Annotated in this window: 16 protein-coding genes; 15 read left to right on the top strand and 1 reads right to left on the bottom strand. The window is 43.1% G+C overall.

The genetic code is table 11. The features are described 5' to 3' along the window. Positions 1-1,001: 1,001 nt before the first annotated feature. The 10 genes from V7K27_RS11220 to V7K27_RS11175 all read left to right on the top strand — a co-directional run bounded on the left by V7K27_RS11220 (position 1,002) and on the right by V7K27_RS11175 (position 10,015). A complete protein-coding gene (locus tag V7K27_RS11220; protein WP_069070622.1) occupies positions 1,002-1,499 on the top strand; it encodes an HNH endonuclease in 498 nt (165 codons plus the stop codon). 1,872 nt (positions 1,500-3,371) lie between these two features. After that, the gene (locus V7K27_RS11215; protein WP_334947083.1) at positions 3,372-4,655 is read left to right on the top strand and encodes a DHH family phosphoesterase; all 1,284 of its coding nucleotides are present in this window, start codon (positions 3,372-3,374) and stop codon (positions 4,653-4,655) included. Positions 4,656-4,891: 236 nt separating this feature from the next. After that, a complete protein-coding gene (locus V7K27_RS11210; RefSeq protein WP_334947081.1) occupies positions 4,892-5,302 on the top strand; it encodes a DUF29 family protein in 411 nt (136 codons plus the stop codon). A 135-nt stretch (positions 5,303-5,437) separates the two neighbouring features. Continuing rightward, positions 5,438-5,770 (top strand): DUF29 domain-containing protein, encoded by a 333-nt coding sequence (locus V7K27_RS11205; protein ID WP_334947102.1) that lies wholly within the window; start codon positions 5,438-5,440, stop codon positions 5,768-5,770. 105 nt (positions 5,771-5,875) lie between these two features. After that, positions 5,876-6,286, top strand: coding sequence for a RusA family crossover junction endodeoxyribonuclease (locus V7K27_RS11200; RefSeq protein ID WP_334947079.1), 411 nt, complete (start codon positions 5,876-5,878; stop codon positions 6,284-6,286). Then, a complete protein-coding gene (locus tag V7K27_RS11195) occupies positions 6,283-7,422 on the top strand; it encodes a hypothetical protein (protein ID WP_334947077.1) in 1,140 nt (379 codons plus the stop codon). Before V7K27_RS11200 ends, V7K27_RS11195 begins: the two co-directional genes overlap by 4 nt. A gap of 5 nt (positions 7,423-7,427) precedes the next feature. After that, the gene (locus tag V7K27_RS11190; RefSeq protein WP_334947100.1) at positions 7,428-7,832 is read left to right on the top strand and encodes a PIN domain-containing protein; all 405 of its coding nucleotides are present in this window, start codon (positions 7,428-7,430) and stop codon (positions 7,830-7,832) included. Between the two features lie 29 nt (positions 7,833-7,861). Next, on the top strand, positions 7,862-8,104 hold the full coding sequence (locus tag V7K27_RS11185; protein ID WP_334947075.1) for a hypothetical protein: 243 nt from the start codon (positions 7,862-7,864) through the stop codon (positions 8,102-8,104). A 172-nt stretch (positions 8,105-8,276) separates the two neighbouring features. Beyond that, a complete protein-coding gene (sixA, locus tag V7K27_RS11180; protein ID WP_334947073.1) occupies positions 8,277-8,771 on the top strand; it encodes a phosphohistidine phosphatase SixA in 495 nt (164 codons plus the stop codon). A 107-nt stretch (positions 8,772-8,878) separates the two neighbouring features. Then, positions 8,879-10,015 (top strand): citrate synthase, encoded by a 1,137-nt coding sequence (locus V7K27_RS11175; RefSeq protein WP_334947071.1) that lies wholly within the window; start codon positions 8,879-8,881, stop codon positions 10,013-10,015. Positions 10,016-10,106: 91 nt separating this feature from the next. Here the strand turns inward: V7K27_RS11175 and V7K27_RS11170 are convergent, their stop codons facing one another. Further along, on the bottom strand, positions 10,107-10,259 hold the full coding sequence (locus tag V7K27_RS11170; RefSeq protein ID WP_334947069.1) for a hypothetical protein: 153 nt from the start codon (positions 10,257-10,259) through the stop codon (positions 10,107-10,109). 84 nt (positions 10,260-10,343) lie between these two features. On the opposite strand from V7K27_RS11170, the gene nuoH reads away from it, so the two are divergent. From nuoH to V7K27_RS11145, 5 genes are all read left to right on the top strand, one after another. Next, on the top strand, positions 10,344-11,462 hold the full coding sequence (gene nuoH, locus V7K27_RS11165; protein ID WP_334947067.1) for an NADH-quinone oxidoreductase subunit NuoH: 1,119 nt from the start codon (positions 10,344-10,346) through the stop codon (positions 11,460-11,462). A gap of 149 nt (positions 11,463-11,611) precedes the next feature. Further along, on the top strand, positions 11,612-12,196 hold the full coding sequence (ndhI, locus tag V7K27_RS11160; protein WP_334947065.1) for an NAD(P)H-quinone oxidoreductase subunit I: 585 nt from the start codon (positions 11,612-11,614) through the stop codon (positions 12,194-12,196). A 118-nt stretch (positions 12,197-12,314) separates the two neighbouring features. Continuing rightward, entirely contained in the window at positions 12,315-12,929 is a 615-nt protein-coding gene (locus tag V7K27_RS11155) for an NADH-quinone oxidoreductase subunit J (RefSeq protein WP_334947063.1), read from the top strand. 59 nt (positions 12,930-12,988) lie between these two features. Beyond that, a complete protein-coding gene (gene nuoK, locus V7K27_RS11150) occupies positions 12,989-13,294 on the top strand; it encodes an NADH-quinone oxidoreductase subunit NuoK (protein ID WP_006199065.1) in 306 nt (101 codons plus the stop codon). Between the two features lie 6 nt (positions 13,295-13,300). Beyond that, positions 13,301-14,221 (top strand): NAD(+) kinase, encoded by a 921-nt coding sequence (locus V7K27_RS11145; RefSeq protein ID WP_334947061.1) that lies wholly within the window; start codon positions 13,301-13,303, stop codon positions 14,219-14,221. The last annotated feature ends 355 nt before the right edge of the window (positions 14,222-14,576 follow it).

The following is a 14,576-nucleotide window of genomic DNA, read 5'->3' as shown; positions in this document are numbered from 1 at the left end:
GGGGAAAAAAATCCAGTTCCCTCCCCTTTATAAGGGGAGGGTTAGGGTGGGGTAACGCGGATCGTGATGAGAAGCCAAAGAATTGAATATCACGTTCTTGGCAAGGGTTTCACCTTAAGTTGACACCTATGGGCTGGGGGTTAGGTCTGTATTGAACTCAACCCAGAAGCGCTATATTGATTCGCGCCCCTCGAAGCCATATCAATTTAATCAGGAAGTTTAACTTTTATCCGGGAGTTTATACAAGATAGTGGCTAAATCTGCTGAGGGGAGACGATTTCAACTCAACTTAAAAGCCGCTTACGAAATCGCAAACGGCTTTTTAATTATTTTAATATATTTCTTCCTCATCAAAAAAAATTATAGCAAATTTAAAATCAAATGTCAATCCTTAAAATCTCCTTTATTCTGCTTTTGCATCTATAGCGCTTCTCGAATGGAAGCAATACACGCAACACGCATTAATACAAGTTTTTCAGCGATCGCAGTATTTTGAATGCACCTAAAAACGAAAATTGCTTACAAACCAATCTTTCGGTAATTTATTGTTTAAAATTTAGTATATTATTAGACGATGGTCAAGGGCGTATTTATACGCAAATTTGTTGCAATATGCATTAATACAAGCCCTGGCGAATGGAATTCGCGGCTACACAAACAAAGTCCACCTCCGTGGACTAATACAAAATCAAGGGTTCTTAACCCACGAAGGTGGGTTTTGCCTCGTGTAGACGCGGTTTCTAACCGCCCTTTTAACGTTAACCGAGTACCGAGGGTTTAAATCCCCGTCACAAAACTTAATTACGAATTACGAATTACGAATTACGAATTATTTAAGTTGACGCCAATGATTGATGAATTGCCCCTACAGCGTGTAGTTTTGCGTAAGTCCGATAAAAGTTGCAGAGGTAAATTATCCTGAAAGTATAATTTATTCTCATCTCCCTAGCAGAGTATATTCGTGTTAAAATATGTAAAACTCATACCCTGAGTGCAGATAAATGGGGAAAGTTTTAGTCTTAAACGCCTCTTACGAACCTCTCAATATAACCAGCTGGCGTCGCGCGGTCGTTCTGTTAATCAAGGGCAAAGCAGAACGGGTAGAACACAACGGTAAATTCCTTTATTCGGATTTTCCGTTGCCGACCGTGATCCGGTTGCGTCATTATGTCCGCGTTCCTTATAAAGAAATTCCTCTGACTCGCCGAAATATATTGCACCGTGACGGTCATGCCTGTCAATACTGTGGTTACACAGGGGATGAGTTGACCCTAGACCATGTAATACCGCGATCGCGCGGCGGCGGCGATACCTGGGAGAACATTGTTACCGCTTGTGTCCGTTGCAATGTCAAAAAAGGCAGTCGCACTCCCCACGAAGCTCATATGCCTTTGCGTCATCCCCCCCGCCAACCTTATAGCAGCCTCTATTTTGAGGTCAGTAAACATCTTAAGAGTGGACTCCATACAGAGTGGCAAAAGTATGTTATAGGTCTTTGACATGACTTAACCTAATCCTAAAATCATCAAGAAATAGTCACAAGTTTGCGTTTGTGCTTAGTTTTAGAGTCTCGCTAAAGCTAGGGCTATTTCGTTCTAGACAGAAACCGCCCAGAACTGAAGTTCTTTGGCTTTTAGCTAAAGTCCGTTAAAACGGACTATAATCTTTTGTTAGTCGTCTAAAGACGACTTTCGCTATTAGACTCAGAATTCATTCTGAGGCGGACTAGATGAGAATGAAATAGCCCTGCGCTAAAGCTGTGTTGGACACATTTGCTCTAACAAATTGTCTCTTGGATCAGGTTTGTCCAGAGATTGTGATGCACATTTTTCGGCAGAAACCAACACAGTAGTCTGCTTGACACTCTCCGACCACTAGGATGCGGAGATTATTAAGACCTCACAGTCTTAACGAGTTCGGTGGGTTTAAGTCCCCCGGTTCAATAAAAAAGCAAGTTTTGTGGCGGGGTCTAAATCCCCGTCACAAAACGTAATTGCGAATTGCGAATTGCGAATTGGTTTAATATCCTGATTTCTCAGGTTCCCAGGCTCACCACGTTTGCCCGTTAGGGCGTAGTGATATCTCCTCAAGAATGTTTTGGGCGAGTGACTTTCCCCCAATCCGGGGGTAGGTTTTTAAATCTTGTACTGATTGAACTATTTTAGCATTTTTAATGCAGCATAAATGCTGCGGTCATCTTTCAACCCAAGCACTTGAAGTACGAAAAACGCAACTGCGTTGCTGTTTCTCAGGGGTTTTCAGCATTTTCTTTATAAATCCACGCAAAGGTGAGTTCGACGAACCTCTAAAAGCCTTGAACTTTAGTTCTGTATTGTTACCAACTCCAGAGGTGCTTTTGGTCGCGTCTCTACTACCCATTTGGGAGTAACTGTTATACCATTTCACACAAACCCTGATACATATAGATTTCTCGTAGGGGCACAGCAATGCTGTGCCCCTACCAACGTATTTGTATCATTATTAAAGTAAAACGGTATTAGAGGTTGTTTGAAAAGTATTATTGCTAACATCTAAGCCTCAGAAACCTAACGCACTGCGCCCCCCTTACCTACAATAGAATGGGGGTTTCAAAGCCTCTTGACCTTTCTCTTAGAGGATTAGAAGCGGGGTTTCTAGTATACTTTGCGACTTTTGAAACATCCTCTTACGACTAGCCGTTTCAAGGTGACAAACAAAAATACGTTGTTTCAGTGCTATCATCCTGAGTTCTCGGCTTAGATTTTGGGCTTTTTGAAGGTTGAATTGAAGAAGAATGCAGAATCCAGAATTCAGAATTCAGCAATCTTTCAGTCGGGGATTGGGACCCGCCACTACGAAAGTTGACCACCAAATCATAGATTTGGTGGCGGTCTTAAACCCAGTTATTCATCGGCTTTTTCGGTCAGAATACCTAACATGAATTCTGACGACTGGCGCCAATATTGCTGTTCGATAACCAATCTTGGTTCCGAATTTCACCACCTTGAAAGGGCTAGTCCTAGCTGTGTCTATATATGGGTAGCAATTAAGTTACAGTTTGCAGCCCTAAAGTAATAATATAGAAACTATACCCTAAGTCAGAGAAAAATCCCGGTGATTCAATTTACGGAAGAGAAAAAAAGCGAAATAAAACAGATTTATACTACCAGATACAGCCCGATATACTAAACTTCTTTGTTCCCAGTACTTATACGCCCTCTAGTGGAATTTAATTGATTGTTGGGCGCTGTTACGGACAAAAAATATACTCAGATATATAGTGCAATGTGTTGATATTTTTGCGAAGATCATAATAATGTGGCTAAATTCAGTGAATTGCTGCTCGTAGTATTTCTGAATTAAAGGAGCCTTACACTTAAAAAAAGTTCCCTATGTACTTGAATTCTCCCGTTACTCACTTTGAGAGTTTGTCATTGACCACAGAGCCAAACCCAGAGGAACCTGAAATCGAGAAAGCGCCAGTGGAAGTTGCATTTAGGAGTCCGTCATTACCGCCATCGGTAGGTGAAGGAGCTATATATCTCAGTAACCGTGGTAATTCTCTTGCACAACAAAAGTCAGAAGAACTGCAAAAAACCCTTCTGGCACACCGACACGATCGCCAACTGGTAATTCTGCAAGATTTTCCTGATCCTGATGCCCTTTCCTGTGCTTGGGCTTACCAGTTAATTGCCCAGCAATATGATATCAAATGTGAAATCATTTATGCTGGCGCTTTGAGCCACCAAGAGAATATTGCCTTGGTCAGGCTGACTAATTTACCTGTTGTGCGATGGACACTCCAAACCTTGAAAACCAAAGATTTGTCATCTTATCAAGGTTTTGTATTAATTGATAACCAAGGAACCACTTCACAACTACTGTCATCGGTGCAGCAGGCTGGAATTCCCCTAGTAGTTCTCATCGACCATCACAGTATACAAGGTGATCTGCAATCAGAGTTTGAGGATATCCGTCCTTATGTAAGAGCCACGGCAACAATTTTTACTCAATACCTCCAAACGGGATTATTGGCATTAGATAGTAGCATAAATCAACACGTCAAATGTGCTACTGCGTTGATGCACGGCTTGCGATCGGATACAAATCGGCTCATGCAAGCCCAAGAAGAAGACTTTATGGCAGCTGCGTATTTAAGCCGATTTTATGACGCCCAACTGCTGAACGCCATTTTACAGGCGAACCGTTCTAAGCGGGTAATGGATGTGATCGAGCGATCGCTCAAAAACCGCATCGTCCAAAATAACTTTTCCATCGCTGGTGTTGGTTATTTACGCTACGAAGATCGTGACGCCATCCCCCAAGCGGCTGATTTTCTCGTCACGGAAGAAAACGTTCACACCGCCGTAGTTTACGGCATTGTTCACGACGAAGACGAAGAACTAGAAATAGTCATTGGCTCCCTGAGAACTAGCAAACTTACCCTTGACCCCGATGAATTCATTAAAGAAGCCTTTGGGCAAGATAGCGCCGGACGCTTTTTCGGCGGTGGAAGGACAAGCGCAGGCGGCTTTGAAATTCCGATGGGCTTCTTATCTGGCAGCAACGAAAATTCCGCCTATGCGAAAATGAAATGGGAAGTATTCGACGCTCAAATTAAGCAAAAACTGCTGAGATTAGTCAATCCCAGAGATAACCCGATTCAATCCGAATAGAAGAAGAGGATAAAGCAAACTGCTAACTCATTGCTGGAGTCAAAGTGTTTGGTCAGATAGCATCCCTAAGTCATTCGTGATCAACATATTTCCCGACTTTTCTAAAAAGTCGGGAATCTTGGTCTAGTCATAGAAGCTGAACTGATTGAGGATGTAGTTCGTGCCTAATGTTAAGTAGGTAGGCACAAATAAAATTAACTTGCGCGTACCTATTTTATTTGCAAAGAAGGAGCGCCATGAAGTCTATAGAACTGCAAATCTTACAAACTCTGTATGAGCAAGATTTTTGTGCTTGGGTAGAGCAGACAGCAGAGCTTTTGCGATGTCTACGACGGGCTTCGCCTAGGCATCAGTGGGACACGCTGGATTTAGAACACTTAGTTGAGGAAGTGGTGGACTTGGTTGACACTCCCCGGCGTGAACGCACGGGGATTCTTGGCTCAACGAAACCACTTAAATTAGATTCCTTGCAGTCTCTAACCCAGAGGTGGAATTCTCCCCAAGCGTTAATTCGGGTATGCCCTACCCTATTTGCATTGCTGCAAGTTCTGTTTGATTTTGAAGCAAATTCGCTTCAAAAAAACTGTTTGTCTAGCCCCTCTGAATCTTTTACCTACTGCGAGGTGGAGTCTAGAAAAATGCAGTAGAACCGCATAGATTCAGTTTTCAAGGTTCAGCGCTTTGTCTTTCGACAGCTAGGTTTTTTAAGTGGTTGATTACCTTACCACTGCGCTTAGTATATCAGAAAAGCCGTCCTATAAGGACGGGCCTTTAGACCCAAAATTTTCGGTAAGAGTCAACAGCGTGCCTTGCAGAGTGCGTTGCGGTTGGTGTTGTCGGATTTGCTGAAGTGGAAGTATCAACCCGAACGCCGCAGCCGCAGTTGGCAAGTGACCATTACCCGTGAGCGACTGAATCTGGATGAATTGCTGCAAGAAAGTCCCAGCTTGCGCCGTTTTTTAAATGATGCCGAGTGGATTAATACTACTTATCAGCGATCGCGGCGAGAGGCAATAGTAGAAACTGGTTTATCAGAGGATGACTTTGCGATCGTTTGTCCGTTTTCTGTTGATGAGATTTTAGACTTAGACTTTTATCCTAACCCTGACGAATAACCATGTAGAATTTTTGTATAAGTATAGATATGCTCAATATCATAAGGAGCCATCTGTGAAAATTGCTGTAAACTTGTTAAATAATTATCAAGATATGCACTTGGAATGCGAATAATACCTTTTGAATTTCTCATTCCCAGACGACCTGTTTCATTACAGACAAAGAAAAGAGAAAATCTTCAGGCATGGAAGAATTTTGTGCGCGTTGAAGCCCAAAAGGTTTGGAAAGATAACACCCTGATTAAAACAGGTGATCTACAGCTGACGCTTGTCTATCTTTGTGATGATTTTCCAGCTGATACCGATAATATTATCAAACCGATTCAGGATGCACTTGTAGGCTTAGTTTTTGAAGATGATAGTTTAGTATCAGATGTAGATAGCCATCGTAGGTTTATGTCTGACCCAATTGATAGAATAAATCTACCTTCGTTATTACAGCGTGCTGTTATCACAGGTAAAGAGTGTGTTTATGTAAAAATAAGTAAATCTCAACCATTGGAAAAATACTTATGACTAACAATACTGAAATTCTATACGATGAAAAAGTGAAATCTCTGGCACAGAAGTACGAAAGTCAAGGATTTCGTGTTTTAACTGGACTCCAAACAGATGAATTACCATTTGATTTGGGTAACTACCAGCCAGATTTAATTGCCATTAAAGACGGTTCAGGTTTAGTAATTGAAGTAAAAAACAGCCTCAGCCGTCTGTCGGTTGATCGTTTACAAGTTTTAGCAGAGGAAGTGAGTAAACATCCAGGCTGGCGTTTTTTATTGGTAACGCTTGAAGACATAGAAGCCAAGTCATTACCTGGAACATCTGAAGAACTTCCTTCATGGCAAAAGCTAAAGGATCAGTTTTTCCAAGCACATGAGCTTATTAAAAAGGATGAAATTCAGTCTGCTTTTCTTTTTTTAGGGAATGTTTTTGAGAATGCTTTAAGAAAGCGAGCAATCGATGTGTCAATTCCTATTGAACGTTTCCCAGTTATAGGTTTAATCAAACATCTGTACTCTTTAGGAGAGTTATCAATCTCTCAATTCGACCTTGCTCAAGATTGTTTTAAAGTTAGTAATCGTGTTGCTCACGGATATATTGAAAACATAACTTTGCCATTGGTACATAATTTGGACAATTTGGTTAGTGAATTGTTAACTGAATGGAAAGTAAAATTCGATATTAGTCAACTTTCATCAGAGAATCTAGTTGCTTTTCGTGCCTGGTTTGCCGAATTCGATGCAGCAGACTGGCATAAACGACAAAAATTAGGGCTAAATTTAACCCATCAAAAGCTTCTAATTTTAGGACTAGAATCAACTGGAGATTTAAGAAATGAGAAACTAAAGAAAGAATTAAACTTAAACGACGAACAGCTTATAAATGTCGAATGCGATGTTAGTGGACTTTCATCAGAGAATCTCGCCGCATTTCGTGCCTGGTTTACGGAATTCTATCCAGTAGCCTGGGATAAACAGATTGAAAAAGATGTGACTCAACAAGAAACCCTATTGTCTATTACTGACAGTCCAACCTTAGAACCTTTAACCGACCTTGACCCCTGGACTCAGAGTTTAATAGGTGTAATCCAGCTAGAAGAAGAAAATCCGACAGAAAATTATGTGGATTATTTAGAGGAGAAATACGGTTGAAACGGGTGTTGTTCGACAGCGATGTGTTGCTCGATATTTTGGCACAGCGTCAACCATTTATCGTAGCTTCTGCACGAGCATTAAATACAGTAATGCAGAATCAAGTACAAGGTTATGTTTCAGGTCATGCAGTAACCAATATTTTCTATATTCTGCGTCGTCAAGTTGGTAATGAAGTCGCGCGTGAACTATTAGCAAAGTTATTGCAGCACCTTCAAGTTGCCAGCGTAACAGATGAAGTTATTCGGCAAGCTTTGAATAGCCCAATTAAGGATTTTGAGGATGCGGTAACGAGTGCTGCGGCGCTTACGGCAGGTTTAGAAATAATTGTGACGCGAAACACACCCGATTTTGTGGCTTCTTTAGTTCCGGTAATGCTGCCAGATGAGTTTTTGACAACGCTAATTTGAGTGAGTTTATTTTTCTGAGAGGTATAAAAATGACCCAGCAAGAATTGTTCAATGAGTTTTTATCCCTTCCTGCTGAAGCACAGCGTCAAGTCATTGACTATATTGCTTTTTTGCGACAAAGATATGCAGTAGTTAAACCAGCCTCTCAGTCATCTGATATTGACTTGATAAATGATAGCTTTATTGGGATGTGGAGCGATCGCCAAGATTTAACTGATAGCACTGCTTGGGTGCGCCGTGTTCGAGAAAATGAGTATTTATTGAAGGTTTAAACCTATTGCCATATCCATAACACTTAGAACACCTAACGCCGCGTTGCACCGGAGAGATGGCAGAGCAACGAATACAGTAATAATGATTAAGATTAGGATAGGTTAATTCACACCAAGCGTAACTCCTAACTAAGTAAGGGCTACGCCCCACTACGCTAATAAAACTAAAAGTATGGAACTATATTTAATTCGTCATGGCATCGCTGAAGACAAGGGATTAGGCATCAAGGATGAGGAACGCAGCCTTACCAAAGAAGGGCGGCAAAAAACTGAGAAAGTTGCCCAGAAACTTGTTAAATTAGGTTTAAACTTTGATTTGATTCTCACCAGTCCCTTAGTGCGTGCCCGCCAAACGGCTGAAATCCTTATAGAAGAAAAACTAAGCTCCCAGTTAGAGGAATCTAGCCACCTCGCCCCCGATGGTGAAATTTCTAGTTGGCTCAAAGACTGGTTAGAGCCAAGAAATTATTCCCAAAATACCCAACTGGCGCTGGTTGGACATGAACCTAGTTTGACCCATTGGGCAGAAATTCTCCTATGGGGGGAAGTCAAAGCCAGCTTAGTCTTGAAAAAAGCAGGTATGATTGGGATAAAACTACCAGAAACAGGTTCTGCTCTGGGTCGTAGTCAGATGTTTTGGTTGACACCACCCAAGTACCTGCTATAACAGTTTTTCAACATTTCCAATTGTTGTTAGAATGGCTACTGTTATGGTGACAATAATTTCTGGTAAGTTAGCTTGATCAGATATTTCAAAAAGCGAATGGTGTTGCCATGATGGTGTGCGAATACAAGCCTGGTTTAGAAGGCATTCCCGCCGCCCAATCAAGTATCAGCTATGTTGATGGGCAAAAGGGAATACTAGAATATCGTGGCATTCGGATTGAAGAATTAGCAGAAAAAAGTACATTCTTGGAAACTGCTTATCTGTTAATCTGGGGCGAACTTCCAACCAAGGAAGAACTGAAAGCATTTGAGCATGAAGTTCGTTACCACAGGCGAATAAAATACCGCATTCGGGACATGATGAAATGCTTTCCAGAAAGCGGTCACCCAATGGATGCCTTGCAAGCCTCTGCTGCTGCTTTAGGCTTGTTTTATTCGCTCCGCGATTTACATAATCCTGTCTACATTCGAGATTCGGTGGTGCGCCTGATAGCAACCATTCCCACGATGGTGGCGGCGTTCCAACTGATGCGAAAAGGCAATGACCCGGTACGTCCCCGTGATGACTTAGACTATTCCGCCAACTTTCTATACATGCTCGATGAAAAAGAACCCGATCCTCTGATGGCGCGAGTTTTTGATATCTGCTTGATACTTCAAGTGGAGCATACAATGAATGCTTCTACCTTCAGTGCTAGGGTGACAGCTTCCACCTTGACTGATCCTTACGCTGTGGTTGCTAGTGCCGTGGGAACCTTGGGAGGTCCCCTGCATGGTGGAGCGAATGAAGAAGTAATTCAGATGTTGGAAAAAATTGGCTCTGTGGAAAATGTCCGTCCCTACATAGAGGATTGTCTGGAACGCAAAGCCAAGATTATGGGTTTTGGGCATCGTGTTTATAAAGTGAAAGACCCACGAGCCACAATCTTACAAGGTCTAGCAGAGCAACTGTTTGAAAAGTTTGGGCATGACAAGTTCTATGACATTGCTCAAGAGATGGAACGAGTAGTAGAGGAAAAACTCGGTAGTAAAGGGATTTATCCTAATATTGACTTTTACTCTGGTTTGGTGTATAGGAAGATGGGGATTCCCACAGACTTGTTTACGCCAATATTTGCGATCGCCCGCGTTGCCGGTTGGTTAGCCCACTGGAAAGAACAACTAGCAGAAAACCGGATTTTCCGTCCCACCCAGGTTTACAACGGTCTGCACGACGTTAGTTATACCCCCATTGACCAACGGTAAATGGGCATGGGGCAATTCAATTTTGGATTTTGGATTGACGATTTTGGATTAAATTTCAATTCTTTAATCCAAAATCTAAAATCTAAAATTCTTACTCCCCTTGTCCCCGCATCTCCTCAATAGCTAATCTCAATGCCAACCATAAGTAGAAGTTCTCATCTCGCTTCAGGGTGCTAAAACCATCCAAGGATATACTAGGCATGGGAATTGGCAACAAATCTTCAATCAGGCGCGATCGCAGCAAAAATTATAAATGGGTGAATTTACAGTTATTAATTTAACTAATAGTTGTAACTCACCATGACTCGATGTCTTAAAGAGCGGAAACATGAATTCAGGAATTGACCTCCAAGGAACTTTTATTGAATCCCTCCGGGATTTAGGGATACCAGCAGGAACAGCTAAAGCGATTTGGATGCCCCTGCCAATGATACTGATGCTGATTGGGGCAACAGTGGGGGTATTAGTTGCTACTTGGCTAGAACGGAAAATTTCTGCCGCCGCCCAGCAGCGAATTGGCCCAGAATACCAGGGGCCTTTTGGGTTGCTGGTGCCTGTAGCGGATGGTCTGAAGTTGGTATTTAAAGAAGATATAGTACCAGCCAAGTCTGACCCCTGGCTGTTTACCCTCGGCCCAATTATTGTTGTGATTCCGGTGTTTTTGTCGTTCCTGATTGTCCCCTTTGGGCAGAACATCGTAATTAGCAATGTGGGCATGGGCGTATTCTTGTGGATTGCCTTGTCAAGCATTCAACCCATTGGTTTGTTGATGGCTGGCTACGCATCTAATAACAAATACTCCCTTTTAGGGGGGTTGCGGGCAGCAGCGCAATCTATTAGTTATGAAATTCCTTTGGCGCTGGCGGTGTTAGCGATCGCTATGATGTCTAACAGCCTCAGCACCGTTGATATTGTCAATCAACAGTCTGGCTACGGCATCCTAGGCTGGAACATTTGGCGACAACCAATCGGTTTCCTGATCTTTTGGATAGCCGCCCTAGCTGAATGCGAACGATTACCCTTTGACTTACCCGAAGCGGAAGAAGAACTGGTAGCAGGCTATCAAACTGAATACTCAGGCATGAAATTCGGTCTGTTCTACCTGGGTTCCTACGTTAACTTGATTCTTTCTTCCCTACTAGTAGCAATTCTCTACTTGGGCGGTTGGGACTTTCCCATTCCCCTGAACCTCATCGCTGGTTGGGTGGGAGTCAGTGAATTAAATCCCGTATTCCAGATAGTAACTGCGGCTTTGGGTATTATTATGACCGTGTTCAAAGCCTATTTACTAGTGTTTGTCGCCATCTTGTTGCGCTGGACAGTGCCACGGGTACGGATTGACCAACTGTTAGATTTAGGATGGAAGTTTTTGTTGCCAGTTGGTTTGGTTAATCTCCTATTAACCGCCGCGCTGAAACTAGCCTTTCCCTTCGCCTTTGGCGGGTAAGCCAATTTTAGATTTTAGATTTTAGATTTTGGTGAGGCAGTGCGGTCTTGGGGGTTTCCCCCATGAGTAACTGCCGAACCCGAAGGGATTAAGTCTGAAATCTAAAATCCAAAATCCAAAATCCAAAATTGAAAAGAGAGAGACACAAAATGCTAAAGTTCCTAAAACAAGTTGGTGATTACGCCAAAGAAACGGTACAAGCTGCGCGTTACATTGGTCAGGGGCTTTCTGTCACCTTCGATCATATGCGGCGGCGTCCGATTACCGTACAGTACCCTTACGAGAAACTAATTCTTGGTGAACGGTTTCGCGGTAGAATTCACTTTGAATTTGATAAGTGTATCGCCTGCGAAGTTTGTGTTCGCGTTTGCCCGATTAACCTGCCTGTAGTAGATTGGGAATTCGACAAAGCCAGCAAAAAGAAAAAACTCAACCACTACAGCATTGACTTTGGAGTTTGTATCTTTTGCGGTAATTGTGTGGAATTTTGTCCCACTAACTGTCTATCCATGACAGAAGAATATGAGCTTGCTACTTACGATCGCCATGAATTGAACTATGACAGCGTGGCGCTGGGTCGTTTGCCTTATAAAGTAACAGATGACCCAATGGTTACACCACTACGCGAACTAGTTTACCTGCCCAAAGGTGTCCTCGAACCACATGGACTGCCCGCAGATGCGCCACGTTCGGGTGCGCGTCCAGAAGACTTGGTAGAACAAACAGAAAAATAAATGTCATTTGTCCATCGTCCTTTGTCCTTTGTTATTTGACCAATGACTAATGACCAATGACCAATGACTAATGACCAATGACCAATGACCAATGACAATTGACTAAGGACAAAAAACAGTGAATCTAGCGGAAGGAGTACAGTTAGTATCCCTTGGCATACTGGGTGTGATGATGATTGGGGCGGCCATTGGTGTGGTGCTGTTCTCCAGCATTGTCTATTCTGCCTTTATGTTGGGGGGCGTGTTCATTAGCATAGCGGGAATCTACCTGTTGCTAAATGGTGATTTTGTTGCAGCCGCACAAATACTAATTTACGTTGGCGCGGTTAACGTGCTGATTTTGTTTGCCATTATGTTGGTGAATAAGCGGCAGGATTTTATACCATTTCCTAACTCTTGGGTGCGGAAAGTACTAACAGGTGTAGTCAGTGTAGGATTGTTTGGTCTTTTAAGTACGATGGTGCTGGCTACTCCTTGGGCTTACTCAACTGCTCCTGTGGTGGGTGGTGAAAGTTCTATAGTTTTAATTGGAGAACATTTCTTCACTGACTTTTTATTACCTTTTGAACTGGCTTCCATTTTGCTGCTGATAGCGATGGTAGGAGCAATTATTTTGGCACGTCGGGAGTATTTGCCAGACCAGCTGACGCGATCGGAACTAGGGCAAACTGTTTTGACTTTGCAAGAACGCCCCAGAGAACTGGTATCAACAACCAGCGAAACAAAAGAGTAAGATTTGCGACTTCATTCGCAGAGAAACAGCCAGATATTTCAGGAGGGATACTCAGATTCATGCAACTCCAGTACTTTTTATTACTAGCGGCAGCTTTATTCTGTATCGGCATCTACGGTTTAATTACCAGCCGCAATGCTGTGCGGGTGCTGATGTCAATTGAGTTACTGCTCAATGCTGTTAATCTGAATTTAATGGCATTTTCCAACTTCCTTGACTCAACATTAATTAAGGGTCAGGTTTTCACAGTATTTGTGATTACCGTGGCGGCGGCCGAGGCGGCGGTGGGTTTAGCGATCGTGCTGGCCATTTATCGCAACCGCGATACCGTCGATATGGAGCAGTTTAATCTCCTGAAGTGGTAATTGTGCGTGCAACTCAAGCAGGTAATCATTGCTTATAAAGCGCGGGATGCCCGGAGTAAAGAATGGGCAGAAATCTGTGCGAAACAACTAGAAAGTCGCCAGTGCCAAGTGTTGATGGGGCCTAGCGGGCCGAAAGACAACCCTTATCCAGTCTTTTTGGCTTCGGCGGGTCAACCAATCGATCTCGCTTTGGTACTCGGTGGCGATGGTACTGTTTTAACTGGTGCCAGACATTTAGCCCCAGCTGGCATCCCAATTCTGGGAGTGAATGTGGGAGGTCATCTGGGGTTTTTAACTGAGTCAGTGGAAGAGTTTCAGGATACGGAGAAAGTTTGGGATCGGCTGTTTGACGATCGCTATGCTATCCAACGGCGGATGATGTTACAAGCTGCGGTGTATGAGGGTCATGGGTCTAATTTGGAACCAGTGAGTGAGCGTTACCTGGCTTTGAATGAATTTTGTGTCAAACCCGCCTCGGCTGACCGAATGATTACCTCAATTCTGGAAATGGAAATCGACGGTGAGGTAGTCGATCAATACGTCGGGGATGGTTTGATTATTTCCACTCCCACAGGTTCTACTGGTTACACCGTTTCTGCCAATGGGCCGATTATACATGATGGTATGGAGGCAATTACCATCACTCCTATTTGTGCAATGAGCCTTTCTAGTCGCCCCTTCGTTTTACCCCCTGGTTCTGTGGTGAGTATTTGGCCTTTGGGGGATTACGATTTGAGTACCAAGCTGTGGACAGATGGAGTTTTGGGGACTTCAATTTGGCCAGGACACCGCGTTGATGTGCGGATGGCAGATTGTCGGGCTAAATTTATTATTTTGCGCGAGAACAATTCCTACTATCAGACGCTACGGGAGAAGTTGCTTTGGGCAGGTACAAGGGTTCACTACAGCAATAATCACCGTAATTAATTAAGTATTTTAGAGTGCATTTACCACAGATTGCGCGGTAGGCATCACAACCAAAATTATCCAAGCCCCTGGATTCATCCGGGGGCTTTCTGCCCTGATTGTGACTTTACCTCGTTCCCAGTCTCCGACTGGGAATGCCCCTCATTGAGGCTCCGCCTCCCTTGCTGGCGGCAGAGCCGCCAGGAGCAGCATTTCCAGCCAGAGGCTAGAAACGAGGTTTTAAAAGAGTTTGGACTTAAGTTGACACGCATGAGCAACGCTGTGCCCTTACGACAAATCTATATGTATCAGCCTTTGTGTTAATTGGTATGACTTGCATTTATAGCCTATATCAAAGGAAAATTTTGTATCTTAT

It is taken from the genome of Nostoc sp. (assembly GCF_036919575.1).
In the GTDB taxonomy this organism is placed as follows: domain Bacteria; phylum Cyanobacteriota; class Cyanobacteriia; order Cyanobacteriales; family Nostocaceae; genus Nostoc.
Note: the sequence above shows the minus strand (reverse complement) of the source record. Positions and strands in the feature narration are given on the sequence as shown.